Source organism: Nocardia sp. NPDC058114 (genome assembly GCF_042884695.1).
Classification (GTDB): Bacteria; Actinomycetota; Actinomycetes; order Mycobacteriales; family Mycobacteriaceae; genus Nocardia.
The window spans coordinates 18,845-45,628 of record NZ_JBHVTK010000012.1; the positions used below are offsets into that span (position 1 = coordinate 18,845).

Here is a 26,784-nt window from a genome sequence, read left to right on the forward strand (position 1 = left end):
GGTCAACTCAGGCCAGCTCGAGTTCGCGGGCGATAGCGACCGGGTCGACCGCGATCGGCTTGACCTCGGGCATTCCGGCCAGCGCGTTGTCGGGGTCCTTGAGACCGTTGCCGGTCACGGTGCACACGACGGTCAGGCCCGAATCCAGCCAGCCTTCCTTGCGCGCGGCCAGCAGACCGGCCACGCTCGCGGCCGACGCGGGCTCCACGAAGACGCCCTCTTTCGCGGCGACGAGGCGGTAGGCGGCCAGGATCTCATCGTCGGTGGCCGCGCGGAACGCGCCACCGGACTGCTCCTTGGCTTCCATCGCACCGTTCCACGACGCCGGGGCGCCGATCCGGATGGCGGTCGCGATGGTCTCCGGGTCCTTGACCGGCGCACCGTTGACCAGCGGCGCGGCACCGGCGGCCTGTACACCGAGCATGCGCGGCAGCACCGAGGTGATGCCGTCGGCGTAGTACTCGCGGTATCCACGCCAGTAGGCGGTGATGTTGCCCGCGTTGCCGACCGGCAGCACGTGCACATCGGGCGCCTTGCCGAGTACATCGCAGATCTCGAACGAGGCGGTCTTCTGGCCTTCGATACGCGCCGGGTTCACCGAGTTCACGAGGCCCACCTGCGGGAACTCCGCGGTCACCTTGCGCGCGAGCTCGAGGCAGTCGTCGAAGTTGCCCTCGACCTGGATGATCTTGGCGCCGAGCATCACGGCCTGGGCCAGCTTGCCCATCGCGATCTTGCCCTGCGGGATCAGCACGGCGCATTCCATGCCCGCCCGGGTGGCGTACGCCGCGGCCGAGGCCGAGGTGTTGCCGGTCGACGCGCACAGCACGGCCTTCTGGCCGCGGTACTTGGCGTCGGTCATCGCCATGGTCATGCCGCGGTCCTTGAACGAACCGGTCGGGTTGGCACCTTCGACCTTGAGATACACCTCGCACCCGGTGAGCGCGGACAGGTGCGGCGCGGGGACCAGCGGGGTACCGCCCTCGAACAGGGTCACCGGCTCCCAGTCGGCCGCGCCGGCCAAGCGGTCGCGGTAGGCAGCGATCAGACCGGGCCAGCGCGAGTGCACGCCGGTCTGGGGGGCGATGCCGTTCGTCATTCTTCGGTGCCTTCCAATCTGAGAACGCTGGTCACAGCGGTGACGGATTCCATGTCCGCCAATACGGCGACAGTATCTGCCAGCGACGACTCCACCGCATGGTGGGTGACGACCACGAGCCGGGCGCCGTCGCCGTGGCCCTGCTGACGCACGGTCGAGATGCTCACCCCGTGCTGGGCGAAGGTGTCGGCGACCGCGGCGAGCACGCCGGGACGGTCCTCCACCTGCAGGTTCACGTGGTAGCGGGTGGGGGTGTCGCCGATCGGCGCGATCGGCAGCTCAGCATAGACCGATTCGCCGGGCGCACGACCACCGTAGAACTTGTTACGCGCGGCCATCACCAGGTCACCGAGCACGGCCGACGCGGTGGGGGCGCCACCGGCGCCCTGCCCGTAGAACATCAGGCGACCGGCGTTGTCGGCTTCCACGACGACGGCGTTGAACGCGCCGTTCACCGAGGCCAGCGGGTGCTTGCGCGGGATGAGCGCCGGGTAGACGCGCACCGAGACGCGATCCTTGCCGCCCTCTTCCAGCGTCGGCTCGCCCGGACCGGCCGAGACGCGCTCGCAGATGGCGAGCAGCTTGACCGTGCAGCCGACGGCCGACGCGGTCTCGAGGTCTTCGGCGGTGATCTTGGAGATGCCCTCGCGATAGACATCGGCCGCGGTCACCCGGGTGTGGAACGCCAGCGAGGCCAGGATCGCGGCCTTGGCGGCAGCGTCGTAGCCCTCGACGTCGGCGGTAGGGTCGGCCTCGGCGTAGCCGAGCGCGGTGGCCTCGGCGAGCACGTCGTCGTAGGCCGCGCCGGTCTCGTCCATCGCGGAGAGGATGAAGTTGGTGGTGCCGTTGACGATGCCGACGACCTTGTTCACCCGGTCACCCGACAGCGACTGGATCAGCGGCCGGACCACCGGGATCGCACCGGCGACGGCGGCCTCGAAGTACAGGTCGGCGCGGCTGCCCTCGGCGGCGGCGGCGAGTTCGCCGGTGTAGTCGGCCAGCAGCGCCTTGTTGGCGGTGACGACGGACTTGCCCGCGTTGAGCGCGTCGCCGATCAGCTTGCGGGCGGGGTCGATGCCGCCCATGACCTCGACGACCAGGTCGACGTCGTCGCGAGCGACGAGCGCGGAGGCGTCGGTGGTGAGCAGCTCGGCGGGCAGACCGCGGTCCTTGCTGATGTCGCGCACCGCGACACCGCGCAGCACGAGCGGCGCTCCGACGCGCGAACGCAGGTCATCGGCGTGATCGCGCAGCACGCGAACCACCTCGGTGCCGACAGTGCCCATCCCGAGCACGGCTACGCCGAGCGGACGTCCCGCGTCATTGGTGCCGTTCATTCTTCCACCTCCAGGCTGAGCAGGTCCGCCACCGTTTCCCGGCGCAGAATCAGTCGCGCCGCACCGTCACGCACCGCGACCACGGCGGGCCGGGTGAGCAGGTTGTAGCGGCTCGACATCGAGTAGCAGTACGCACCGGTCGCCGCCACGGCCACCAGGTCACCGGGGGCCGCATCGGCGGGCATCCACGTGTCACGAATGACGATATCGCCACTCTCGCAATGCTTTCCGACCACGCGCGCGACGACCGCATGGGCGTCCGAGGAGCGCGAGACCAGACGGCAATCGTAGTCGGCCTGGTACAGCGCGGGGCGGATATTGTCGCTCATCCCGCCGTCCACACTGACGTAGCGACGGCGCGCGCCACCGTCGAGTTCGACATCCTTGATGGTGCCGACCTCGTACAGGGTGACGGTGCCGGGACCCGCGATCGCGCGACCCGGTTCCACGGCGATGGTCGGCTCGGGCAGCCCGGCACGGGCGGCTTCGGCCGCGACCAGAGCGCGCAGGTTGGTGGCGAATTCACCCAGCGGCGGCGGGTTGTCGCTCGGCAGGTACGAAATGCCGAGACCACCGCCGAGATCCAGGGTCGAGATCTGGGCGGTGCGGTCGATGCCGAACTTGTCGATGGCCTCGCGCAGCAGGCCGAGCATGCGGCGCGCGGCGATCTCGAAACCGTCGAGTTCGAAGATCTGCGAGCCGATGTGGCTGTGCAGACCGACCAGACGCAGGTTGTCGGCCTCGAAGACGCGCGCGAGGGCTTCCATGGCGTCGCCGCCCGCGATCGAGAAGCCGAACTTCTGGTCCTCGTGCGCGGTGGAGATGTACTCGTGGGTGTGTGCCTCGACGCCGACGGTCACGCGGACCAGCACGTCCTGCACCACGCCCGCCGAACCGGCGACCGCTTCGAGCCGCTCGATCTCGTAGAGCGAGTCGACGACCACGTGCCCCACACCGGCCGTGACGGCCGCTTCGAGCTCGGGCACCGACTTGTTGTTGCCGTGCAGCGCGATGCGCTCGGCCGGGAAACCGGCGTTCAGCGCCACCGCGAGCTCGCCGCCGGAGCACACGTCGAGGGAAAGGCCCTCGTCACGGATCCAGCGCGCGATCTCGCCACACAGGAACGCCTTGGACGCGTAGTGCACGCGGGCGTTCGGCCCGAACGCGGCGACCATGTCGCGGCAGCGCGAGCGGAAGTCGTCCTCGTCGATCACGAACAGCGGCGTGCCGTACTGCTCGGCGAGCTGGGTGACGGGCACGCCCGCCAGCGCGACCACACCGTCGTCACCGCGCGAGGCATTGCGCGGCCAGACGTTGTCGGGGAGGTCGATCATCTCCCTCGGGTCGGTCGGGCGCTCGGCCAGACTCGGCGCGTGCGGGATCTCTGCGTGCCGGGGACCGGCCGGGTGTGCACTCATCGCAGTGCGTCCTTCCTGAAAAGCTTGCCGGTGTTCACATGCGCTCCGGTGCGCTCACGCCGAGCAGGGCAAGACCGTTGGCCAGCACCTGACGGGTCGCCTTGACCAGTTCGAGGCGAGCCGCGTTGAGCGGGGTGACGGCGTCGTCGCCCTTGGGCAGCACGCGCATGTCGTCGTCGGACTGGAACGGGTGGTACACACCGGCCAGTTCTTCGAGGTAGCGGGCGATGCGATGCGGTTCGCGGGTATCGGCGGCAGTCGCGACCACGCGCGGGAAGTCGCCGAGGGTGCGGATCAGATCGCCTTCGCGACCGGAGGTCATCAGCGCGAAATCCGGTTCGACAGAAGCGAATTCGGGGTACTTCGCGGCATTACCGATGATGCTGTTGGTCCGCGAGTGCGCGTACTGGACGTAGTAGACCGGGTTCTCGCTGCTCGCCTTGGTCCACAGGTCCAGGTCGATGTCGATGCTCGAGTTCACCGAGGAACGCACCAGCGAGTAGCGCGAGGCGTCGACGCCGATCTGTTCGACCAGGTCGTTGAGAGTCACCACGGTGCCCGCACGCTTGCTCATCTTCACGGCGACGCCGTCGCGCACCAGGTTCACCATCTGCCCGATCAGCACCTCGACGGTGTCGGGGTTGTCGCCGAACGCGGCGGCGGCGGCCTTCAACCGGCCGATGTAGCCGTGGTGGTCGGCGCCCAGCATGTAGATGGCCAGGTCGAAGCCGCGGCCACGCTTGTTCTGGAAGTAGGCGATGTCACCGGCGATGTAGGCGGCGTTGCCGTCGCTCTTGAGGACCACGCGGTCCTTGTCGTCGCCGTATTCGGTGCTGGCGATCCACCAGGCGCCGTCCTTCTCGTACAGGTTGCCCGAGTTCTTCAGCTGCTCGACGGCCTGTTCGACGGCGCCGGAGGCGAACAGTTCGCTCTCGTTGAAGTACACGTCGAAATCGGTGCCGAACTCGTGCAGGTCCGCGCGGATCTGGGCGAACATCTGCTGCACGCCCTCGCTGCGGAACACCTCATGCCGCTCGTCGGCGGGCAGGGTGAGCACATCGGGATGCGCGGCGACGATGCCCGCGCTGATCTCGGCGATGTACTCGCCCGCGTACCCGTCCTCCGGGGTCGGTTCGCCCAGTGCGGAGGCGACCAGCGACTTCGCGAAGCGGTCGATCTGCGCGCCGTGGTCGTTGAAGTAGTACTCCCGCGTCACGTCGGCGCCCTGAGCGGCCAGGATGCGACCCAGCGCGTCACCGACGGCGGCCCAGCGGGTACCGCCGAGGTGCACCGGACCGGTCGGGTTCGCGGAGACGAACTCGAGGTTGATCTTGGTGCCTGCCAGCGCGGACCCGGTGCCATAGATCTGCCCCGCGGCCAGGATCTGGCTGACGATGACGCCCTGCGCCGAAGCGGCGAGACGGATGTTCAGGAAGCCGGGCCCGGCGATCTCGGCCACATCGATCCCCTCGGTGGCCGACAGCGCCTCGGCGAGCCAGCCTGCCAGCTCGCGGGGGTTGGTTCCGACCCGCTTGGCCACCTGCATCGCTACATTCGTGGCATAGTCGCCGTGTTCGGGGTTGCGCGGACGCTCCACTGTGACCTGCTCGGGCAGGACCGACGAGTCCAGTCCGCGTTCGACAAGCACCTTCGCCGCGGTGGTACGAAGGAGATCTGCAAGGTCAGCTGGAGTCACGAGTCTCTATCCTATTGGCTGGGCCCCTTGCAACCACGACCGCCCGCCACGAACCCACCGATCCACACGTCGAAAGAGCACAACGAGCGATGCCTAGCAGGACCAGCGCCACATCAGCCAAGGCCGTGCGGGCCGCGGGGAAGTCGTCTCCGTCCCGCAAGACCCGCAAGGGCAACCTTCCGGGCAAGAAGCGCGACACCCCATGGGTGCTGCTCGGCGCGGGCGTCGCCATCGTCGCGCTGATCGGGCTGCTGGCCTACAGCCTGGTGCCCAAGTACATGGACCAGGCCGCGATCCGCGAGGCCCAGACCGACCTCAAGGAATGGGTCCCCTCCAAGGAGAACCAGGACCCGTCGGCGAAGATCGACGGCGTCGTGAAGTCGGAGTACCCGGCCGGTCTGCACGTGACCGCCAGCCAGCGCGTGGCCTATGACAAGGCCCCAGCCTTCGGTGGCCCGCACGACGGCGCGTGGGCGAACTGCACGGGCACCGTGTACGCCAAGCCGATCCGTATGGAGAACGCGGTGCACTCGCTCGAGCACGGCGCGGTCTGGATCGCCTACAACCCCGACAAGGTCGACGCGGCCGGTGTCGAGAAGCTGTCGAACTTCGTCAAGGGCCGTCAGTACTCGCTGATGTCGCCGTACCCGGGTCTGGACTCGGCGGTCTCGCTGCAGTCGTGGGGCCACCAGCTCAAGCTGGACAACGCCGACGACGCGCGGATCAAGCAGTTCATCTCCGCCCTGCGTGAGAATCCCTACGCCTACCCCGAGGTCGGCGCGAGCTGCTCGAACCCGATCTTCGACGCGAACAACCCGCCGCCGTTCGACTCCTCGCCCTACGGTCCCGAAGCGGTCCCGATGGACGGCAAGGGCCTGACGCAGGACCAGACCGAACTCGGTGGCGGCGGCACGGGCTCGGGCATCCCCGGCCTGCCGAACATCCCGATGCCGGGCGGCCTGCCCGCGGGTCAGTAGTGAGCGCGCAGGAGAGCGCGGTCGAACCCGACGACACCGCGCCCGAGTCGAGCGCGCGTCGCCCGGCCGGGGCGGTGCTCGTTCTCGGCGCGATCGGTCTGCTGCTGCTCGGCGCGGTGGCGGGTGTGTTGTTGCGGATGCCGCTGGAGAAGAACGCCGAACCGGAGCCGAGCGCGGTCGACATCGGTTTCAGTCAGGACATGTCGGCGCATCACGCGCAGGCCGTCGACATGGCCGGGGTGGCCCTGATCGCCTCCACCGACAACGATGTGCGTCGCCTCGCCTACGACATCCTGACCACTCAGCAGAACCAGATCGGCCGCATGCAGGCCTGGTTGCAGCTGTGGGGCGAGTCCAACCAGAACGTCGACGGCTACATGGGCTGGATGAGCGACGACCACGGCACCACCGGCCACCACGGTGGTTCCACCGCCGAGCCGGCGATGTCGGGCCCGATGCAGTCCATGCCCGGCATGGCGAGCCAGGAGGAGATGACCGCGCTGCGCCGGTCCACCGGCCCCGCACTGGACACGATGTTCCTGCAACTGATGCTGCGCCATCACCAGGGCGGCGTCCCGATGCTCGATTACGCCGCCGAGCACGCCGACACCACCGCGGTCCGCACCCTGGCCGCCACGATGTCGAAAACCCAAGAGGGCGAATCGCAGCTGATGACCACCATGCTCGCCGCCCGCAACGCCACCCCCCTCCCCCTCGGCTGACAACCGCGGCCGGACCGGCCCCAACCCCCGGTCCGGCACAGTTTTTGGCGCACCGCACTCGATGCGATACGCTGTCGCTGCCCGATCGCCTCACCGCGACCGGCATCTATCCCGCCCTCGTAGCTCAGGGGATAGAGCGTCTGCCTCCGGAGCAGAAGGCCGCAGGTTCGATTCCTGCCGAGGGCACCGAAGAAGGCCCCGACCACTTGGTCGGGGCCTTTCTCGTTGGGCGAGCTAGGACAAGGTTTCGATCGGCCACTGAGCTACCTTTTCAGCACTCGCGGTCATCGTGAACGGGTGCACCGAGTTCCGCCGGGCGCGTCCATTCGTATTCGCGTTCGACGTGGCATATCCGCGCGCGGTACCCCAGGTAGAACCGTTCGCGGCCCAGGCGTTGAACTGCGACATGCTCGACGTTGTCACGCCAGGTCCGTAGCGCGTCCAGATCCCTCCAGTACGACACGGTGATGCCACAACCCGCGTCTCGAGCGAACTCCATGCCAAGGTAACCGTCGATCCGCGCTGCAAGATCGGCCATTTCCGCCGCCGCCTCCGCGTATCCAGCCAGGTCCGCAGCGTCCGTCGACAAGGCGGTGGTCAAGATCGCGGCATAGTAGGGCGGAGCAGTTCCGCGGACGAAGGGCAAGTCCCCACTCGACGCCGTCATGGCTTCATCTTGCCTTCACGAAGGCATCCAGACCCGGGTGAGGTCGAGTGGAGCGCGGAGGTTATGGTTCGCCTCGTTTGTTCGATATTCAGGTTTGATCTCGCACGGTTCCATAGGTTTTGGGGGTCGACGCCCCCGATGACATCAGGAGCGTTGCCATGACGAATCCGCCCGAGGGACAACAGCCTCCCTTCGGTCAGCAGCCGCCCGGCGATCCGGGGATGCCGTCCGGGCCGCCGGGGTATCCGCATGCGGGGTTCGGGGCCGGGGGGCCGCCGGGGCCCGAGTATCCGGGTGGACCCGATGTGTTCGTGCCGCCGCCCGCGCCGAAGAAGAAGCGGACCGGGTTGTTCGTGGCGTTGGGGATCGTCGCGTTGGTGGTCGTCGGCGTGCTGGTGACGGGGGTCGTGCTCACGTTGCAGGGGCGTAGCCCGTTGTCGTCGGACGAGAAGCAGATCGACGTCGCGGTGCGCGACTTCTACGACACGCTCGATGCCGACGGTTTCATCGCCGCCGCGCAGCTGGCCTGTCAGGCGGATCGCACGGAGATCGACAATCTCACCCCCGAGCAGCGGGCGCAGTTCGAGCGGGCGACGGTGCAGGTGACGATCGACGAGGTCAAGGACATCGTGATCACCGGCGACGACGCGAAAGCGACGGTCACCGGTCAGCTGACGCTGTCGGTGGAGGGCGAGGAGCCCGATACCGAGTCGAGTACCGAGGAGCACCTCACCAAGGAAGACGGCACCTGGAAGATCTGCTCGGCACCGGCCAACAAACACTGACCGAACACCCGGTGACGCTTCCCGGTATCGCCTGGAACCGCCGTTACGCTCGACAGTATGGGCTGCTGCGGAGCGTCGCGCCGAACCGTACTGGCCGCCGCGGCGGGCGCGGCGCTCGCCGCGGCGATACCGGGTTCCGGTGCGGCGCAATTCGATCCGCTGATCGCGTTCGATCTGGAAATCGTCACCGTGACCGATCGTGGCGCGGTGCTGACCTGGACCACGTTCGGTCTCGATCCGGCAGGCCGGCCCTTTCCGGTCCCCGCCGATACCGAAGTGCGCCTGGCCCCGGCGGATTCACCCCGCGAGCCGTTCACCGTCTACCACGACGACTCCAGAACCCCGTTCCACTATGCCGAGATCGACGACCTCGAGCCCGGCCGCCCGTACCGATTCCAGGCCCTGTCCAACGGAATTCGCGCGCTCCCCGCCCCGGCGCTCACTACGGCGGCACCCGGCGCTCCCGAAGCCCGTGGCGAATTCACCACGCTCACACCACCTCCCGGACGCCTGCTACACACCATCGCCCTGGCCAACGACGTGCACTACGGCGAGACGGTGAGCGGCATCGTGATCGCCGGTTTCCCACCCGGATACCAGAGCGACCCGCCCTATCCGCGGTTCATGCTCGACGGCCTCCTCGCTGATATCAGCGCCCGCGACGCCTCGCTCCTGCTGCTGGCAGGCGACCTCACGAACGAGGCCACCGCCGACGAATCACGTGCTGTCCGACAACGTCTGGACGCATGGGGAACTCTCGGCACCGACTACCTGGTCGCCCGCGGCAACCACGACCGCCCGCACGACTATCCGGACTGCGCCGACTGCTGGGGCGATCAGTTCCTGCCCCGTCAGCAATTGACCGAACACCACCTCGGTGACCTGCGCATCCTCGGCCTCGACACCAGCGCCCCGGATGCCGCGGGCGGCACCATGGACCGCCCGCAACTCGACGCCCTCACCGAAACGCTGCGCGCCGACCCGGACCGGCCGACCATCGTGTTCGGCCACCACCCCGTCACCGCCGAGGCGGGCTTCACCAATATCGGCGGCCCCGGCTTCATCCTCGACCGCGCGACCGCCCTCGAACTACAGAGCCTCTACCAGCAGGCGCCGGGCGTCTTCCTGCACCACAGCGGTCACACCCACCGAACCAGACGCACCCGGCCCGACCTGCCCTGCGCGGTGGAATTCCTGGAAGTCGGTGCGGTGAAGGAGTATCCGGGCGGCTACTGCCTGCTCCACGTCTACGAGGGCGGCTACCGGGTGAACTTCCACAAGACCCGATCCGAGGACGCCCGCCGCTGGAGCAGCCTGACTCGCGGCCAGTATTTCGGCACCGCACCGGACTATCTCCTCGGCACGATCGAGGACCGCAATCACGCCGTCACCCGCGATCTGTCCGGACTCTGATTCGCCGGTCGTCCGCATCTGTGCATGTCACGCGGGGTATCTTCCTTAGGCAAGCCTCATCATAGGATGGGGACCCTTGGTGGAAGGACGCGAATGACCTCGCGCAGTTGGAAACCTCTGGCCGGACTGATGGCGGTCGCCGTGGCGACCCTCGGCCTCAGCGCCTGCTCCTCGTCCTCGGGCAGCGCCGACGAGATCACCGTCTACAACGCCCAGCACGAGTCGCTCACCAAGGAGTGGGTCGCGGCGTTCACCGAGGAGACCGGCATCAAGGTCACCCTGCGCCAGGGTGGTGACACCGCGCTGGGCAATCAGCTCGTCGCCGAGGGCGCCAACTCCCCCGCCGACGCCTTCCTCACCGAGAACTCCCCGGCCATGGCATTGGTGGAGAACGCGGGCCTGTTCGCCGATGTCGACAAGGCCACCCTCGACCAGGTGCCGGAACGGTACCGTCCGTCGACCGGTAAGTGGACCGGAGTCGCCGCTCGCGCAACGGTTTTCGTCTACAACAAGGACAAGCTCAACACCGCGGGGCTGCCCGCTTCGCTGCTGGATCTCGCGCAGCCGCAGTGGCAGGGCCGCTGGGCGGCGGGCACGTCCGGCGCCGACTTCCAGGCGATCGTGGCCGGTTTGCTCGCCTTGAAGGGCGAGGACGTCACTCGCGCCTGGCTGCGCGGCATGAAGGCCAACGCGACCAGCCTGCAAAACAATGTCGCGACCATGAAGGCGGTCAACGCGGGCAATCCCGACGGCGGCGTGATCTACCACTACTACTGGTACCGCGACCAGGCCAAGACCAAGGAGGGCAGCGCGAACACAGCGCTGCACTACTTCAAGAACCAGGACCCCGGCGCCTTCGTCAGCGTGTCGGGTGGCGGGGTGCTGAAGTCGAGCAAGAAGCAGGAGTCCGCGCAGAAGTTCCTCGCCTTCATCACCGCGAAGAAGGGCCAAGAGGTGCTGCGCGACGGCGATTCGATGGAGTACCCGGTGGCGAGCGATGTCGCCGCGAACCCCGCGCTGCCGCCGCTGGCCGACCTGCAGGCACCCGCGATCGACCCGAGCAAGCTCGACGCGAAGAAGGTCACCCAGCTGATGACCGAGGCCGGGCTGCTCTAGGTGCGCACTACCCTCGTGAGGTCGACACCCCGGGTCGGTCGGCCCGGGGTGTTCAGCACGCTCGTCACACTGGTGCTCACAGCGGCGACGTTCGTGCCGCTGGGCTATATCGTCTCGGTGCTGTTCGACACCGGGCTGAGTGAGGCCGGCGCGCTGGTGTTCCGGCCGCGGGTGGGCGAGCTGCTGACGAACACCGCGATGCTGGTGGTGTGCACGGTGCCGGTCTGTGTGGTGCTCGGCATCGGGTCGGCCTGGCTGGTCGAGCGCACCGATGTGCCGGGACGGGCGTGGTGGGGGCCGGTGCTGGTCGCCCCGCTCGCGGTGCCCGCGTTCGTCAACAGTTATGGGTGGGTGAGCGTTTTCCCGTCGATGCACGGCCTGTCGGCCGCGGTGATCGTGGCGACGATGTCGTATTTTCCGCTGGTGTACCTGCCGGTCGCGGCCACGCTGCGCCGACTCGACCCGGCGATCGAGGAGTCGGCGCGTGCGCTGGGCTCGGGGCCGGTAGCGGTGTTCTGGCGAATCACGCTGCCACAGTTGCGATTAGCGATTCTCGGTGGCGGCCTGCTGATCGGGCTGCATCTGCTCGCCGAATACGGCGCGTTCGTGATGTTGCGCTTCGACACGTTCACCACGGCGATCTTCGAGCAGTACCAGAGCAGTTTCGCCGGTCCGGCGGGCAGCATGCTCGCGGGGGTGCTGGTGCTGTGCTGCCTGGCGCTGCTCGGTGGCGAGTCGCTGCTGCGCGGCGACGCGCGCTACGCCCGGCTGGGTGGTGGTGCGGCGCGGGCGGCGCGGCCGATCGCGCTGGGTGGGCTGCGGGTGCCGCTGTTCGGGGTACTCGTGGCGGTGGTCGCCGGGTCGCTCGGCGTGCCGCTGTGGACGATCGGGCGCTGGCTGTGGCTGGGTGGTGCAGCGGTGTGGGACTCCGCGGAAATCGGTGCGGCACTGGGCCAGACGATCAGCCTGGCGGCCGCGGCCGCGCTGGTCACCACGCTGTGCGCGTTCCCCGTCGCCTGGATCGCGGTGCGTTCCACGAGCGCGTTCGCCCGGCTGATCGAGGGCGCCAACTACATCACCAGTTCGCTGCCCGGCATCGTGATCGCGCTCGCCCTGGTGACCGTCACCATTCGCTGGACACCGCCGCTGTACCAAACGGTGTCGCTGGTGGTGATCGCCTACGCGCTGATGTTCCTGCCCCGCGCGTTGGTGAGCGTGCGAGCCGGGCTGGCCCAGGTCCCGGTCGGCCTCGAAGAGGTGTCGCGGTCGCTGGGCGAATCGGCCTCGACCACCTTCTTCCGGGTCACCCTGCGCATGACTGCGCCCGCCGCCGCGTCGGCCGCCGCGCTCGTCTTCGTCGCGGTATCAACAGAACTCACCGCGACGCTGCTGCTGGCGCCCACCGGTACGCGCACTCTGGCCATGCAGTTCTGGGCGAAGTCGGGCGAACTCGACTACGCGGCCGCGGCACCGTACGCGTTGATCATGATCATCGCCGCCGTCCCGGTGACATATCTACTGTTCACCCAGTCACGAAAGGCGGCCGGGATATGAGTCGGCTTGTTGTCGAAGGGGTTTCGAAGAGTTTCGGTGGCACCACGGTGCTCGATCACATCGACCTCGACGTACCGAACGGCACGGCTACGGCGGTGGTCGGCGCGTCGGGCTGCGGCAAGACCACCCTGCTGCGGGTGATCGCCGGATTCGAGGGCCCGGATACAGGTTCGGTGCGACTCGGCTCGGAAACTGTTGTGCACCAAGATATTTGCGTACCACCACAGCGCAGGAGAATCGGTTACGTCGCCCAGGACGGCGCCCTGTTCCCGCACCTGAGCGTCGCCGACAATATCGCCTACGGCCTGCACACCGGGCTGCGCGGCGCCGTCGACCGCCTGCGCCCACACCGCGACCGCCCCCGTGTCATCGAACTCCTGGCCATGGTCTCCCTCGACCCTGACTACGCCGACCGCAAACCCCATCAACTCTCCGGCGGCCAGCAACAGCGTGTCGCCCTGGCCCGCGCCCTGGCCCGCAAGCCGGATCTCATGCTGCTCGACGAGCCGTTCAGCGCCCTCGACACGGGCCTGCGCGCCACCACCCGTCAGGCTGTGGCCGACACGCTGCGCGCCGCGGGCATGACCAGCATCCTGGTCACCCACGATCAAGAGGAAGCGCTCAGCTTCGCCGAACAGGTCGCCGTCATGCGCGCGGGGCGGTTCACCCAGGTCGGGCCGCCGCAGCAGGTCTACCACCGGCCCGCCGACCTGTTCACCGCCCGCTTCCTCGGGGACTGTGTGCTCCTCGACGCCCTCTGCGAAGCCGACACCGCCAAGTCGGTCCTGGGGCCCGTCCCGGTGCAGCCGGGCGCCCCCACCGGCGAAGTGACCCTGATGATCCGCCCCGAACAGCTCGCCGCCCAGGTGATCGGCGACGACGAACCGCACTCCGGCCACGTCACCGCCGTCGACTTCCGCGGCCCCGATGTGATCGTCACCATCGACCTCGCCGAGGGCGCGGGCACCGTCCGTGTCCGCCGCACCGGCATCGACGCCCCCACCACCGGCAACCGCGTCCGCCTCACCGTCCACGGCCCCGCCGTGGCCTACTGACGTTGCGATCACGCTGATCCCAACCCTCGCCGCGAGCGCCGGAGCACGGCACTATCAATGGCGAGGCGGGCGTGGCTGAGTGGTTTAGGCAACGGTCTGCAAAGCCGTTAACGCGGGTTCAATTCCCGCCGCTCGCTCTGTGGGAAAGCGGCTGGGTCGTGGAATGATCGTTTTCATGTCACGGCCCAGACCGCTTTCCGAGGACCCGATCGCCGAGGCTTACCGGCAGTGGGTCGCCCACGGCTGGGAGTCGGTCGCCGACGGGATGGCCCTGGTGACCTCGCTGGTTCGGGCGCAGCAGATTGTGATGGCGCGCGTCGACGAGGCGCTCAAACCGTCCGGGCTGACGTTCTCCCGCTACGAACTCCTGCAGCTGCTCAGTTTCAGCCGCACCGGCGCGCTGCCGATGGCCAAGGCGAGTGCGCGCCTGCAGGTGCATCCGACGAGCGTGACCAATACCGTCGATCGGCTCGAAGCCGCCGGGCTGGTGGTCCGCGTCCCGCACCCCAGCGACCGACGGGCAACTCTCATCGAAATCACCAGCGCGGGAAGGAAATCCGTGGCCGAAGCCACGGCGGCACTGAACGCCGAGGTGTTCGCCGAACCCGGCCTGCCCGCCGACCAGGGCCGCGACCTGTTACGACTGCTGGCACAATTCCGTCTCGACGCGGGCGATTTCGAGGTCGACGACCCGGAAAACCTCGCATTCCACGCGACCTGGCAATCGACCGGAGAATCTTCGGCCGATTCCCTTGGCAGCTAGCCCGAAAAGGTTCACGATGTAGCGCATGGTGCTGATCCTCGGGGTGTCGGCGGGCGCGGGTGGAGCCCGTGCGCTGCTGACCCATTCCGATCAGCCCCACATGCCGCCCATCGACCGGATCCAGGTACCGCGCAGGCCGGGCGGATCGGTGGAGGAATCGGTACTCACCGCGATCCATCGCATGCGCACCGCGGCCGCCGACCGTGACGAGTACATTTCGGGCACCGCGGTCACCTGCCGCAGCGAGTTACAGGCCGATGCGATCAGAGCGGCAGCGGGCCAAGCCGACTTCGCGATCGTCGACGAGCCACTGGCCCAGTTGCGCTATCTGCGTTTCAGCGGCCTGCTGCCCGCCATCGACTCGGTGATGCTCTACGACCTGGGCAGTTCCGGTTTGACCATCACCCACGCCGACTGCCGTACCGAAACCATCCTCGCGGGCAAACGCAGCACCGTCATCAGCGGCAACGGCTACGACGCGTTGCTGCGCTGGCAACTCGCGCGCAGTGGCGTCTCGGCCGACGCGCACGCCAGCCGCGAACATCGGGAATCGTTGAGCCGCACCAGAGTTGTCACCGCCGCCGACGCCGACACCGGCGGCCGCGCCGTGCTCACCCGCAGCGATCTGGCCGCCCTCTGCGAAGCGGGACTGCATCATTCGGCGTCGTTCGTGCGCGTGCTGATCCAGGAGACAGGGGTGCAGCCGGGAGCGCTGGCACTACTGGGCGGCTGCGCGCGCAACCCGAGCCTGCGTGCGGATCTGGCCCAGCTGATCGGCCTGCCGATCGTGTACGACCCTGAGCCGGAATATGTTTCGGCGCGCGGCGCGGTGCTGCTGTGTGCCCGCCGTCCCTCGGCACGGTTACGGATGCCGCGTCGAGGTGCGGGGGTCATCGGAGTGCCGCCGCGCCAGGGTCGCCGAAAACTTCTCGCCGCGGTCGCGGTGACGGCCACCCTCGGTGGCACGGTCGCCGGCCTGCTCAGCAACGACAACCCCTCGGCGCGGTCCCCTGAACAGGGCACCGCGCCGAGCACCGCGCACTTCATCGACGGTGCGCCGCACTGGAAACCGAACTAGCGGTTGGTGAAGTTCGGCGGCCGCTTCTCGACGAAGGCGGCCATGCCTTCCTTCTGGTCCTCGGTCGCGAACAGCGAATGGAACACCCGGCGTTCGAACAGCAGCCCCTCGGCGAGCGTGCTCTCGAACGAGCGGTTCACCGCCTCCTTGGCGATCATCGCGACCGGCAGCGACATCGACGCGATGGTCTGCGCGGCCTCCAGCGCGGTGTCGAGCAGTTCGTCGGCGGGCACGACCCGCGAGACGAGCCCGGAGCGCTCGGCTTCCTCGGCACCGATCATCCGGCCGGTCAGGATCAGATCCATCGCTTTGGCCTTGCCGATCGCGCGGGTGAGACGCTGCGAGCCGCCGATGCCGGGGATGACGCCGAGGGTGATCTCGGGCTGGCCGAACTTGGCGTTGTCGGCGGCGATCAGGATGTCGCACAGCATCGCCAGCTCACAGCCACCACCGAGCGCGTACCCGGAGACGGCGGCGATGGTGGGCTTACGGAAGTTGGCCAGGCGGTCCCAGCGGGCGAAGTAGTCGGCCAGGAACATGTCCATATACGACTTGGGCGCCATCTCCTTGATGTCGGCGCCCGCCGCGAAGGCCTTCGCCGAGCCGGTGATCACGACGGCGCCGATGGAATCATCGCGGTCGAGCTCGTCGAGCGCGGCGATGACGTCGTCGAGGACCTGGGCATTGAGAGCATTGAGTGCCTTGGGCCGGTTCAGGGTGATCCAGCCGACCCCGCCCTTACCGTCGGTGCCGCCCTTGCGCTCCAGCAGAATCGTCTCGAATTCGGTCACAGCCACCCTCTTGTCAATCAACGGTCACGGATGGTGCAGACCATACCGAGCCGCGCCGCTCTCCGGTGACCTGGATCTGAACTGTGCCACGCCGTCTGTGACGCATTCCACCGCGCCCGATTTGCGGCACAATCGTCGCCATGGGCAGCGACCACTTCGTGCGGATCACCCGCCTGCGCGCACTGATCGACCACGAGAACACCGGCGCGGGCGAGCGCGCCACCGCCGAGCGGATGCTGGACCGATTGCTCCGAAAATCCGCGGACCACACTGCTTCGGGCGCCGCGCCGGACCGCGTCTACGGTTCGCGGCACCACCGTGCGGGCAGGCACGCGAGCACCGCCTCGATCGTGGAATCGGTCCGCGAGGACATCGCCTTCGCCCGCACTTTCGTCGCCGCGGGCGCGCCCGGCGAGGTCACCGTCCACAGCCCACTCGCTGCGGCTCCCGCCCAGCTCACCGTGGCCGTGACGACCCCGTTCGCCGACCAGATCGTCGTCACCATCACCGACATACCCCCCGCGTGGGGGTGGGAACCCGACGAATTCGACCGCATCACCGCCACTGCGGACCTGCGCCGGCTCGCCGATGAACTCGCCGAGATCATCGACAGCTACAACCACGACGGCGCCGATGTGGGTCCCCGCTTCTTCCGGACGATCCGCGCCCAGGAAACCACCCTGATCCGCTGACCTGAACCGATCCTCCCGAGGCCCACAGCAGGTCATCCCTGCTTGCCGACCACGACCACCACCCCCGCGGTGAGTACCAGCGCGCCGATCCCCAACACCACGCTTGCGACGACCGGCCCTCCCGCGGTGTAGTCGGCCACCGCCTGCACGACCGCGACCGCGATCCCCGCCGCCCCACCGAGCACCAGCACGGCGTCGCGACGCAGCACGTACAGCACGAAGCAGAGCACCCCGATCAGCGCGGTCAGGCAGGGTCGCCACAGCGATTCGCCGAACGTCACCGATTGCGCGCCGATCACCGCGATCACCCCGCCGAGGAGATAGCCGGCCCATTCGGCCACCAGCAGGCGAGCTGACGCGAGTCCGAACCACAGCGCACCGAACGCCATCAGCGCGATCCCCTGCCACGGCGACCGGACCTCGAACAGCTCCGAGGTGACATCGAGAATGCTCGCGACACCGAAGCAGGCCACGGCGACCATTCCGAGCACGCTCGGCACCAGCAGATATCCGAGAACGGCGACGAACAGTCCCGCGATCGAGGCCGCGATGGCCGTCGCGTCGCCCTGATGCCCGTCGAACGCCGTCGCCACCGCACCGGTCACCGCCACCGCCGCCAGCACGAGCAGCACCGCCGCCAGCCGCACCCGCCCCGCCGACGCGATCGGCACCCGGCGGAACACGCCCACGCATCCTTCGGCCAGTACCACCGCTCCCCACATCGCGCACCCGGCCACCACCACCAGCAACACCACCCGGCCCGATTGCGCCACCTGCGCCCACGCCTTGTCGATGAACAGTCCCAAACCCGCGGCCACCAGCGCGGCCCCCAGGTACGCCACGAGCTCGGCGGCCACCCGTCCCCCGCTCGCGCGCCCGGCCCGCTCCTGCTCGTCGACCGCCCGCAGCACCGCTCCCCGCTGCTCGCCACTGATCACCCCGGACGCCACCAGTCGCTCCAACGCCACATCCACCCGGTGCTCGCGAACCATCCGTCGAGTATGTCGACCTGCGGTGATGATTCCGCCGCAAGCTGGGCGGGGCGTTTCGCGGCCAAGTGACGCGGTTCACAGTAGAATTACTTTGATGTCCTAGTATCGGGCGCTCTATCAATGGCGGAGGCAGTCATGAGCCTGCATGTTCCGGTGAATCCCGTGCGATTCGTGACCTCGGCGGCACTGTTCGACGGGCACGACGCGGCGATCAACATCATGCGGCGGATTCTGCAGGCCCAGGGCGCGGAGGTGATCCATCTCGGGCACAACCGGTCGGTGCGCGAGATCGTCGACGCGGTGATCGAGGAAGACGTGCAGGGCGTCGCGGTGAGCTCGTATCAGGGTGGGCACATCGAGTTCTTCGAATACCTGGCGCGGGCACTGCGCGAGGCGGGCGCCGGTGAGGTGCGGATCTTCGGCGGTGGTGGCGGGGTGATCGTCGCCGAGGAGATCGAGCGGCTCGCGGCGAGCGGCGTGCGGATCTTCTCCCCCGAGGACGGCCAGCGCCTCGGCCTGCCCGGCATGATCAACGAACTGATCCAGCTCTGCGATGTCGACCCCGCGCGCACCGCCCCCGATCTCGACGCGCTCTATACCGGGGATCGAAACGCCCTGGCGCGCACCATTACCTGCCTGCAGCAGGGCTCGCTGCCCGAATCCGATCGAGCGGCGATCCTCGCGGCCGCGACCACACGGCGTGTTCCCGTTCTCGGCATCACCGGCACCGGCGGGTCCGGAAAGTCCTCCCTCACCGACGAATTGGTGCGCAGGCTCCGCACCGACCAGCAGGACAAGCTGCGCATCGCCGTGCTCGCGGTGGACCCGACCCGCAGGCGAGCCGGCGGCGCCCTGCTCGGTGACCGGATCCGGATGAACGCCCTCGACGGTGATCACGTGTATTTCCGGTCACTGGCCACCCGCGGCAATCACGAACTGCCCGACGATATCGACGCCATGATCGCCGCCTGCCGGGCCGCCGGTCACGACCTGGTCATCCTCGAGACCCCCGGCATCGGCCAGGGCGACGCGGGCATCGTCGACCACGTGGACGTGGCGCTGTATGTGATGACGCCGGAGTTCGGCGCCGCGTCCCAGCTCGAGAAGATCGACATGCTCGACTACGCCGATGTCGTCGCGATCAACAAGTACGAGCGCCGTGGCGCGGCCGACGCGGTGCGCGATGTGGCGCGCCAATTGATCCGCAACCGTGCGGAATTCGGCGCGAGCCCCGCTGACATGCCGGTCTTCGGCACCAGTGCGGCGACGTTCGACGACGACGGCGTCACCGCCCTGTACCAGCACCTCACCGGCCTGCTCACCGAACACGGTCTGACGCTCGAGCCCGGCGCCCTGCCCCGCGTCGACACCTCGGTCTCCACCCGCTTCGCCCAGCTCGTGCCCCCGTCACGGGTCCGGTATCTGGCCGACATCGCCGACACGGTCCGCGGCTACCACGCCGACACCCAGCGCGAAGCCACTGCCGCCCAACGGATTCAACGGCTGGCACTGGTACACGCGGAGCTCCCCGACGACGCGGCGGTCGCCGACCTGCTCACGCAGGCCCGTCCCGCCCTCTCCGCGGCCTCGACCGCGGCACTGGCCGACTGGCCGACGGTCGCCGAGAGCTATCGCGGCGACGAACAGGTGGTGCGCATCCGCGACCGCGAACTGCGCACGCCGCTGCGCCGCGAATCCCTGTCCGGGACCAGCATTCCCCGGGTGGCCCTGCCCCGCTGCACCGACGACGGCGACCTCCTGCGTTTTCTGCGCGCCGAGAACCTGCCCGGCCGATTTCCGTTCACCGCAGGCGTTTTCCCGTTCAAACGCGAGAACGAGGACCCCGCCAGGATGTTCGCGGGCGAGGGTGATCCGGCCCGCACCAACCGCCGCTTCAAGGTCCTCAGCGCCCACGCCGAAGCTACCCGCCTGTCCACCGCGTTCGACTCCGTCACCCTCTACGGCCACGACCCGGCCGAACGCCCCGACATCTACGGCAAGGTCGGCACCTCAGGTGTCTCGGTGGCCACCGTCGAGGACATGCGCACCCTGTTCGACGGTTTCGACCTCGGCGCCCCGACCACCTCGGTCTCGATGACCATCAACGGCCCCGCCCCGACCATCCTCGCCTTCTTCCTCAACACCGCGATCGATCAAGCGCTGCAGCGCTTCTCCGATGCCGAAGGGCGCGAGCCGACATCGGCGGAAGCCACCGATATCCGGGCACGCACGCTGTCGACCGTGCGCGGCACGGTGCAGGCCGACATCCTCAAGGAGGACCAGGGCCAGAACACCTGCCTGTTCTCCACCGAATTCAGCCTGCGCATGATGGCCGACGTCCAGGAATGGTTCGTGCGCAACAACGTCCGGAACTTCTATTCGGTCTCGATTTCGGGATATCACATCGCCGAGGCAGGCGCGAATCCCATCAGCCAGCTCGCTTTCACCCTCGCCAACGGATTCACCTATGTGGAGACCTACCTGGCGCGCGGGTTGGCGATCGACGACTTCGCCCCGAATCTGTCGTTCTTCTTCTCCAATGGCATGGACCCCGAATACACGGTGATCGGCCGGGTGGCCCGCCGGATCTGGGCGATCGCGATGCGCGACCGGTACGGTGCGGGCGAACGCGCCCAGAAACTCAAGTACCACGTGCAGACCTCCGGGCGTTCGCTACACGCCCAGGAAATGCAGTTCAACGACATTCGCACCACTTTGCAGGCGCTGATCGCCGTCTACGACAATTGCAACAGCCTGCACACCAATGCCTTCGACGAGGCGGTGACCACCCCGACCGAGGATTCGGTGCGCCGCGCGCTGGCGATTCAGCTCATCATCGCCAAAGAATGGGGGCTGGCCGTCAACGAGAATCCGCTCCAGGGCAGTTTCGTCGTCGACGAACTCACCGATCTCGTCGAAGAGGCCGTGCTGGTCGAATTCGAGCGGATCAGCGAACGCGGCGGAGTGCTCGGCGCGATGGAGACCGGCTATCAGCGCGGCCGCATCCAGGACGAGTCCATGCGCTACGAGCAGCGCAAACACGACGGATCGCTGCCGATCGTGGGGGTGAACACCTTCCGCGGCCGCGACGATGACACCGACCACGCCCCGCTGGAACTGGCTCGCGGCACCGAAACCGAACGCCGTTCCCAACTGGACCGGCTGCACGGTTTCCAGGCTGATCACGCCGAAGAATCCCATCGCGCGCTGGCCCGGCTGACCGAGGTAGCGCACACCGACGGAAATATTTTCGATGTGCTCATGGACGCGGCGCGGGTGTGCACATTGCAGCAGGTCACCGATGCCTTCTTCGCGGTGGGCGGACAGTATCGGCGCACTGTGTGAGCCGCGTAATCCGTCGCGACACGCCGTTGGCGTGTGACAATCGCCGTGAGCTCTGCCAGCGGCGGCGATGGGACGCACAGCATGGATCTGACCGACTTCGACATCATCGATGCCCATATTCACCAGTGGGATCCGCATGCCACCCCACGCGAGTTCAGCAAGCTCGCGAAATTGATGCGATATCTGCCTCTGCCGGTCGGTACCGCGGCAAAGCTGGCCCCGCTGCGTGACCGCCAATTCGTCGGCGAGCCCAGCGCCTACCTCCAGCCTTATCTGCCCGCCGACTACCGCGCGGACCGGGGAAATACGCCGGTCGAATCCGTGGTGGAAATCGAGGTGCAGTGGACGGGCTGGAAGCCCGACGAGACGCGCTGGGTGGCGAGCCTGCCGTTCGGTGTCGACACGCCCGCCTTGGCCACGATCATCGGCTCGGCCGACCCCGCCGGCGCGGACTTCGGCGCAGTGCTCGATGCGCATCAGTCCGCGTCGCCGCTGTTCCGTGGCATCCGGTCGATGGTCGCCTACCACCCCGACCCCGGCGTGAAGTCCTTCGCCGCCCACGACGGCGCACTCACCGCCCCGGCGTTCCTGAACGGCTTCGGGCAGCTCGCCGAGCGGGGGCTCTCGTTCGACGCGTGGGTGTATTCGGCGCAGCTACCCGAGGTGACGGCGCTGGCCGAACGGTTCCCCAAGGTACCGATCGTGCTCGATCACCTGGGGACGCCCGCGGGCATCTTCGGGCCGGTCGGCAAGGACACCGGGCACACCGGCGGACAGCGGGAGCTCCTGTTCGATCGGTGGCGCGAGGACCTCACCGATCTGGCCGCGCAGCCCAACGTGGTGGCCAAGGTGAGCGGGCTGATGATGCCGGTGCTCGGGCACCCGGTGCCACGACGCGGTACTGCGACACCTGTCCCCACTCTGCTGAGACGGGTGGGGCCGCTGCTGGCGCACGCGCTGGCGGTGTTCGGCGCCGACCGGCTGATCTGGGGGTCGAACTTTCCGGTCGACAAGCCGATCACCAGCCTCGGCGGCGCGGCCGAGACCGTGGCCACCGCGCTGAGCGACGCGGGCGCGAGCACCGACGACCTGCGGAAGGTGTTCGGCGCCAATGCCGTCCGGTTCTACCGGATCGAGCCGACCGCGTGAATCGCCGCGTCCGCGAGCCGGTTTCTGTCGGTGGACGGGTTTAGCATCGGCGCATGAAAGCCATCGGCACCTTCGAGGTCACCGCGTTCGATCCCACCGAACTGACGCCGCAGCCCCCCATCGTCACCGGGATGCCGGTCGGCATCTCGACCATGACGAAGGCCTACGCGGGCGAGATCGAAGGGCTCTCGGCCACGCTGTTCACCGCCGCCTTCGACATGAGCACCGGCGCGGGCACCTATCTCGCGATGGAGTCCTTCGAGGGTGCGCTGCACGGCAAAGCCGGTGCCTTCAACTTCGTCCACTCCGCCACCACCGGCGGTACCGACCGCACCGACGAGTTCTTCCACATCGTCCCCCGCAGCGGCACCGGGGAATTGACCGGCATCACCGGTACCGGCGCGCTGTACGTGGATGCCGAAGGCGGGCACCACATCTGGTTCGAGTACGAGCTGGGCTGATGCCAGGTCGAACAGCAGACCGGGCCGAACCGTCGACTCAGTCGTCGAATTCGGTATAGAGCGAGCGCAATTCGCGTAAGCCCGTTGCCGCGGTCGGTTCGTCCTCGGCCGACATCCGCAGCGCGCGACGCAGCGGAATCGCGTCGAGGTCGTCGATGACGGCGTGGAATTCGACGCGGGGCAGCTCGGGTAGGACCAGCTCGTCGCCGTAAGGGTCGTCGGAATCGGCGGTGCGCGCGGACTTCTCGACACCGCCGATGAGGGTGTCGAGGTCGAGGCCGCGCAGGGTGAGGATCTCGCTGGGCTGCTCGTCGAGGCGTTCGGCGAGCAGATAGCAGACCGCCGCCACGTGCTTGCACGGCCAGCCCATGTCCGGGCAGCTGCAGGTGAAGTCCAGTTCGGAGGCCGTGGTCGGCAGCAGGTGCGGGCCGAGCGCGGGTGGGAGCGCGCCGGAGGCGATCTCGGCGAGCATGCCGGGCGCCTCCCTGATCTCGGCCAGCAGCAGGTCCACCTCGTCCTCGCGCAGCGGCCGGATCGACAGCACCGAGGTGAACGGGCTCGGTTGGCTGCCCTGCACCTCCGCGGTCACCGCACCCCGTTCGATCCGGTAGTTCACCACCTGCCCGACCCTGGCGTAGGTGCGTCCGCGCGAGAGCCTGCCCGCATCGGCGACCTTCTCCACCGAGTCGAGCAGCGACTTGCCCCACCAGGTCCGGCCGAAACCGCCGCGAGCCTGGGCGCCGCCGCGCACCGGTTTGCGCGGACCGAACTGGCTGAAGTCGGCCATCTACTCACCCACCGCCTCGGCGCCGAGGGTGAACAGCTCGCGCAGTTCGTCGGTGCTCATCTCGGTGATCCAGTTCTCGCCCGCGCCGACCGCCAGATCGGCCAATTGCTTCTTCCCGTTGATCATTTCGTCGATCCGCTCTTCGATGGTGTCGACGCACACCAGCTTGCGGACCTGCACCGCGCGCTGCTGGCCGATCCGGAACGCGCGATCGGTGGCCTGGTTCTCGACGGCCGGATTCCACCAGCGGTCCAGGTGGATCACGTGATTGGCGGCGGTGAGGTTCAGCCCGGTGCCGCCCGCTTTGAGCGAGAGCAACATCAGCGGCGGGCCGTTCTCCCCCTGGAAGCCGGTCACCATATCGTCGCGGCGCTGCTTGGCCACGCCGCCGTGCAGGAACGGGATCGGGGTGCCGAACCGTTCGGTGAGGTAGGGCAGGATCAGGTCGCCGAACTCACGGAACTGGGTGAAGAGCAGGGCCTTCTCGCCGTCGGCGAGCACCGCGTCGAGCACGTCCTCGACCAGCGCCAGCTTGCCGGAGCGGTGGCCGCCGCGTCGCAGGATCGGCGAACCGTCACCCAGATAGTGCGCGGGATGGTTGCAGACCTGTTTGAGCCGGGTCAGCGCGCCGAGCACAGCGCCCTTGCGCGCCATGCCTTTCGCGTCTTTGAGCTTCTCCAGCATGTCGTCGACGACGGCCTGGTAGAGGGCGGCCTGTTCGACGGTGAGGTTGGCCCGCACCGTCATCTCCAGCTTCTCCGGCAGGTCGCTGATCACCGCCGGATCGGTTTTGAGCCTACGCAGCACGAACGGATCGGTGATCAGCCGCAGCCGGTCGATGGCCTGCTTGTCGCGTTCGCGCTCGATCGGCACCGCGAACTTGGCGCGGAACGACTGCGGGCTGCCGAGCAGTTTCGGCATGGCGAAGTCGAACAGCGCGCGCAGTTCTTCCAGCCGGTTCTCCACCGGAGTTCCGGTGAGCGCCAGCCGATGTCGCGCGGTGAGCGCCCTGGCCGCGCGCGCCTGCCTGGTCACCGCGTTCTTGATGTGCTGTGCTTCGTCGAGCACGATCCGCTCCCACTGCTGTTCGTTCAGCAGCGTGATATCGCGGGCGAGCAGTGCGTAGGTGGTGATCACCAGATCCGAATCAGCCACCGCCGCAGCGAATTCCGCGCCCTGGAGGCGACCGGGGCCGTGATGCACGAGCACCCGGAGGTCAGGTGCGAACCGTTGGGTCTCCCGCTGCCAGTTACCGACCACCGACATCGGACACACCAGCAGCGTCGGTCCGACCTGCGCCCCAGCGTCGAAGCTCGCGAGGGCGGCGTGTTCGTCGACCACCGCGGGCTGTGTCTTCTCACCCGCCGCGGCAGCCGTGCCGACCTCGCGCTCGTGCACGAGCAGCGCCAGCACCTGCACAGTCTTGCCCAGCCCCATGTCGTCGGCCAGGATCGCGCCGCAGTTCAGCCGGCTCATCGTGGCCAGCCAGCTCAGGCCACGTTCCTGGTAGGGCCGTAGCTGGGCTTTCAGGCCGACCGGAACCGGAACCGGCTCGGGTTCGCTTTCCCTGGCGAACAATTCGGCCGCCCAGCCGTCGGCGGTGACCTCGGTGACCGGGACATTGTCGACCCGCTCGGCGGCGAGTTCACCGATCATGTCGGCCAGGGTGATCGGACTGTCGTCGACATGCTGCGCGACGTAGCGGGCAGCGGCGGCCAGTGCTCGATGGTCGGCCTGCACCCACTCGCCGCGCAACTGGACCAGGTCGGATTTGCTGCTGATCAGCCGTTCCATCTCGGCCTGGGTGAGCACCAGATCGCCGAGCGCCAACTCCCACCGGTAGGAGAGCAGGCCACTGAGGCCGACCGTGGATTCGGCGGCGGCGGGGCTGCTCACGCGCAATCGCATGCTCGGTTCGGCGATGTTCCAGGCCCGTGGCAGGAGCAGCCGAATACCGGCTTCCTGCAGGGCATGTGCGCCGTGGGCCACCAGGTCGGCTACTACCTCGGTGGGGAGCAGCAGGTCGAGGCCGCGCGGATCGGTGGGGAGGTCGCGCAGGCGCGGGTAGGCCTTGCGCGCCTGGCCGAGTTTCTCCGCCGCCGTCCGTACGAGCACCGGATCATCTTCGAAGACAACGGGTTTGGGTGCGTCGTCGACCGGGCGCAGGCACACCTGTAGTCGCCACAGCGCCACCGATTCGTCGGCCGTGCCGAATTCGCCGTCGGGTTCGCACAGGCGCAACACCAGTTCCGGCTCATCGGCGGCATAGCCTTCCCGCCACTGCGTCAGCGTTTCCGACAGGCGGTAGGAGCCGGCGTCCAACGGGGTGTCGGCGACCAGCGCGGCCAGCAGCGGGTGCGTCATCGTGCGGTGCGCGAGATATTCGCGGGCGATCGGGTCGGTGAGGTGTGTGCACAGGTCGTCGAGCACGGCGGCGGGCGGGCCCGCCACCCGCAGCGCCGGCGGCATCGCGGCGGCCAGCTCGGCCAGCCATGCCCGTTGACGTTGTCCGCCGACGAGCCGCCAGTGCACCCACCACTGACCGTCTGCCCGCTCGATCTGGGGCACCACCCGACCGGCTCGCACCCACCGTTCGATGCCGCGCGCGACGTGCGCGAGGAACCGCAGGTCGCCGGAGATGTGCTCGCGCGGCAGTCGGCTGCGCAGCACAACGGCCGCCGTCGGTGGGGCGAGCGCGTGTGCGCGAACCTCGGCGGTCCCGGACTGTCCCCCGGCATCGACGACGAGCACCTGGGCCCGGTGCCGGAACCTCGCACGATCCAGGATGTCGCCGAGCACCGACCCCACGGCGACCGGCTCCGCGTCGTGCCACAGCAGTAGGCCCGATTCGGGGGACCACAGACCGTGCAGCATGGACTCCATCCAA

22 protein-coding genes and 2 tRNA genes are annotated in these 26,784 nt (G+C 68.3%); 15 read left to right on the top strand and 9 right to left on the bottom strand.

All coding sequences use genetic code 11. The features are described from left to right. Positions 1-7: 7 nt before the first annotated feature. Genes thrC through argS form a run of 4 tightly spaced genes read right to left on the bottom strand, consistent with a single transcriptional unit; the run spans position 8 to position 5,550 of the window. The gene (gene thrC, locus ACFVVI_RS31005) at positions 8-1,099 is read right to left on the bottom strand and encodes a threonine synthase (RefSeq protein WP_378635756.1); all 1,092 of its coding nucleotides are present in this window, start codon (positions 1,097-1,099) and stop codon (positions 8-10) included. Then, entirely contained in the window at positions 1,096-2,436 is a 1,341-nt protein-coding gene (locus tag ACFVVI_RS31010; RefSeq protein WP_387447956.1) for a homoserine dehydrogenase, read from the bottom strand. Before ACFVVI_RS31010 ends, thrC begins: the two co-directional genes overlap by 4 nt. Further along, positions 2,433-3,854, bottom strand: coding sequence for a diaminopimelate decarboxylase (lysA, locus tag ACFVVI_RS31015; protein WP_387447958.1), 1,422 nt, complete (start codon positions 3,852-3,854; stop codon positions 2,433-2,435). Before lysA ends, ACFVVI_RS31010 begins: the two co-directional genes overlap by 4 nt. A 34-nt stretch (positions 3,855-3,888) precedes the next feature. After that, a complete protein-coding gene (gene argS / locus ACFVVI_RS31020; RefSeq protein WP_378996187.1) occupies positions 3,889-5,550 on the bottom strand; it encodes an arginine--tRNA ligase in 1,662 nt (553 codons plus the stop codon). 89 nt (positions 5,551-5,639) lie between these two features. Here argS and ACFVVI_RS31025 point away from each other — a divergent pair, with 89 nt between their 5' ends. The 3 genes from ACFVVI_RS31025 (at position 5,640) to ACFVVI_RS31035 (ending at position 7,435) form a co-directional block, all read left to right on the top strand. After that, positions 5,640-6,527, top strand: a complete 888-nt coding sequence (locus tag ACFVVI_RS31025) for a DUF3105 domain-containing protein (RefSeq protein ID WP_378996189.1) — start codon at positions 5,640-5,642, stop codon at positions 6,525-6,527. Beyond that, entirely contained in the window at positions 6,527-7,249 is a 723-nt protein-coding gene (locus ACFVVI_RS31030; RefSeq protein WP_387447960.1) for a DUF305 domain-containing protein, read from the top strand. Before ACFVVI_RS31025 ends, ACFVVI_RS31030 begins: the two co-directional genes overlap by 1 nt. Positions 7,250-7,362: 113 nt before the next feature. Further along, positions 7,363-7,435: transfer RNA gene (locus ACFVVI_RS31035), tRNA-Arg, on the top strand. Positions 7,436-7,520: 85 nt separating this feature from the next. Here the strand turns inward: ACFVVI_RS31035 and ACFVVI_RS31040 are convergent. Then, positions 7,521-7,850 carry an antibiotic biosynthesis monooxygenase family protein gene (locus tag ACFVVI_RS31040; RefSeq protein WP_387447962.1) on the bottom strand — a complete coding sequence of 110 codons (330 nt, stop codon included), beginning with the start codon at positions 7,848-7,850 and terminating at the stop codon, positions 7,521-7,523. Between the two features lie 224 nt (positions 7,851-8,074). Here ACFVVI_RS31040 and ACFVVI_RS31045 point away from each other — a divergent pair, with 224 nt between their 5' ends. From ACFVVI_RS31045 to ACFVVI_RS31080, 8 genes are all read left to right on the top strand, one after another. Next, positions 8,075-8,701: a hypothetical protein gene (locus ACFVVI_RS31045; RefSeq protein WP_387447964.1), complete on the top strand. Its 627-nt coding sequence runs from the start codon at positions 8,075-8,077 to the stop codon at positions 8,699-8,701. 57 nt (positions 8,702-8,758) lie between these two features. Further along, on the top strand, positions 8,759-10,114 hold the full coding sequence (locus ACFVVI_RS31050) for a metallophosphoesterase (RefSeq protein ID WP_387447966.1): 1,356 nt from the start codon (positions 8,759-8,761) through the stop codon (positions 10,112-10,114). Positions 10,115-10,207: 93 nt separating this feature from the next. After that, positions 10,208-11,230, top strand: a complete 1,023-nt coding sequence (locus ACFVVI_RS31055) for an iron ABC transporter substrate-binding protein (RefSeq protein ID WP_378663182.1) — start codon at positions 10,208-10,210, stop codon at positions 11,228-11,230. 15 nt (positions 11,231-11,245) lie between these two features. Then, the gene (locus ACFVVI_RS31060) at positions 11,246-12,784 is read left to right on the top strand and encodes an ABC transporter permease (RefSeq protein ID WP_387447968.1); all 1,539 of its coding nucleotides are present in this window, start codon (positions 11,246-11,248) and stop codon (positions 12,782-12,784) included. After that, a complete protein-coding gene (locus tag ACFVVI_RS31065) occupies positions 12,781-13,839 on the top strand; it encodes an ABC transporter ATP-binding protein (RefSeq protein WP_387447970.1) in 1,059 nt (352 codons plus the stop codon). Before ACFVVI_RS31060 ends, ACFVVI_RS31065 begins: the two co-directional genes overlap by 4 nt. Positions 13,840-13,904: 65 nt before the next feature. Further along, positions 13,905-13,976: transfer RNA gene (locus ACFVVI_RS31070), tRNA-Cys, on the top strand. Positions 13,977-14,014: 38 nt separating this feature from the next. Then, entirely contained in the window at positions 14,015-14,602 is a 588-nt protein-coding gene (locus ACFVVI_RS31075) for a MarR family winged helix-turn-helix transcriptional regulator (RefSeq protein ID WP_378996202.1), read from the top strand. A gap of 25 nt (positions 14,603-14,627) precedes the next feature. Then, positions 14,628-15,680 (top strand): hypothetical protein, encoded by a 1,053-nt coding sequence (locus ACFVVI_RS31080; protein ID WP_387447972.1) that lies wholly within the window; start codon positions 14,628-14,630, stop codon positions 15,678-15,680. Here the strand turns inward: ACFVVI_RS31080 and ACFVVI_RS31085 are convergent. Continuing rightward, on the bottom strand, positions 15,677-16,471 hold the full coding sequence (locus tag ACFVVI_RS31085; RefSeq protein ID WP_378663168.1) for an enoyl-CoA hydratase: 795 nt from the start codon (positions 16,469-16,471) through the stop codon (positions 15,677-15,679). The genes ACFVVI_RS31080 and ACFVVI_RS31085 overlap by 4 nt on opposite strands. A 140-nt stretch (positions 16,472-16,611) precedes the next feature. Here ACFVVI_RS31085 and ACFVVI_RS31090 point away from each other — a divergent pair, with 140 nt between their 5' ends. Next, a complete protein-coding gene (locus ACFVVI_RS31090; RefSeq protein ID WP_378996206.1) occupies positions 16,612-17,163 on the top strand; it encodes a hypothetical protein in 552 nt (183 codons plus the stop codon). Between the two features lie 32 nt (positions 17,164-17,195). Here the strand turns inward: ACFVVI_RS31090 and ACFVVI_RS31095 are convergent, their stop codons facing one another. Next, positions 17,196-18,155, bottom strand: coding sequence for a DUF2157 domain-containing protein (locus tag ACFVVI_RS31095; protein ID WP_387447975.1), 960 nt, complete (start codon positions 18,153-18,155; stop codon positions 17,196-17,198). A 135-nt stretch (positions 18,156-18,290) separates the two neighbouring features. Between ACFVVI_RS31095 and icmF the strand changes: the two genes are divergently transcribed. From icmF to ACFVVI_RS31110, 3 genes are all read left to right on the top strand, one after another. Continuing rightward, entirely contained in the window at positions 18,291-21,500 is a 3,210-nt protein-coding gene (gene icmF, locus ACFVVI_RS31100; RefSeq protein ID WP_387447977.1) for a fused isobutyryl-CoA mutase/GTPase IcmF, read from the top strand. 81 nt (positions 21,501-21,581) lie between these two features. Then, positions 21,582-22,649: an amidohydrolase family protein gene (locus ACFVVI_RS31105; protein ID WP_387447979.1), complete on the top strand. Its 1,068-nt coding sequence runs from the start codon at positions 21,582-21,584 to the stop codon at positions 22,647-22,649. Positions 22,650-22,702: 53 nt separating this feature from the next. Then, the gene (locus ACFVVI_RS31110; RefSeq protein ID WP_378996216.1) at positions 22,703-23,110 is read left to right on the top strand and encodes a DUF3224 domain-containing protein; all 408 of its coding nucleotides are present in this window, start codon (positions 22,703-22,705) and stop codon (positions 23,108-23,110) included. Between the two features lie 37 nt (positions 23,111-23,147). Here ACFVVI_RS31110 and ACFVVI_RS31115 read toward each other — a convergent pair whose 3' ends face one another. Together ACFVVI_RS31115 and ACFVVI_RS31120 are read right to left on the bottom strand one after the other, a co-directional pair. Beyond that, positions 23,148-23,897 carry an SWIM zinc finger family protein gene (locus ACFVVI_RS31115; protein WP_378996218.1) on the bottom strand — a complete coding sequence of 250 codons (750 nt, stop codon included), beginning with the start codon at positions 23,895-23,897 and terminating at the stop codon, positions 23,148-23,150. Continuing rightward, entirely contained in the window at positions 23,898-26,771 is a 2,874-nt protein-coding gene (locus ACFVVI_RS31120) for an SNF2-related protein (protein ID WP_387447981.1), read from the bottom strand. Positions 26,772-26,784: the final 13 nt, after the last annotated feature.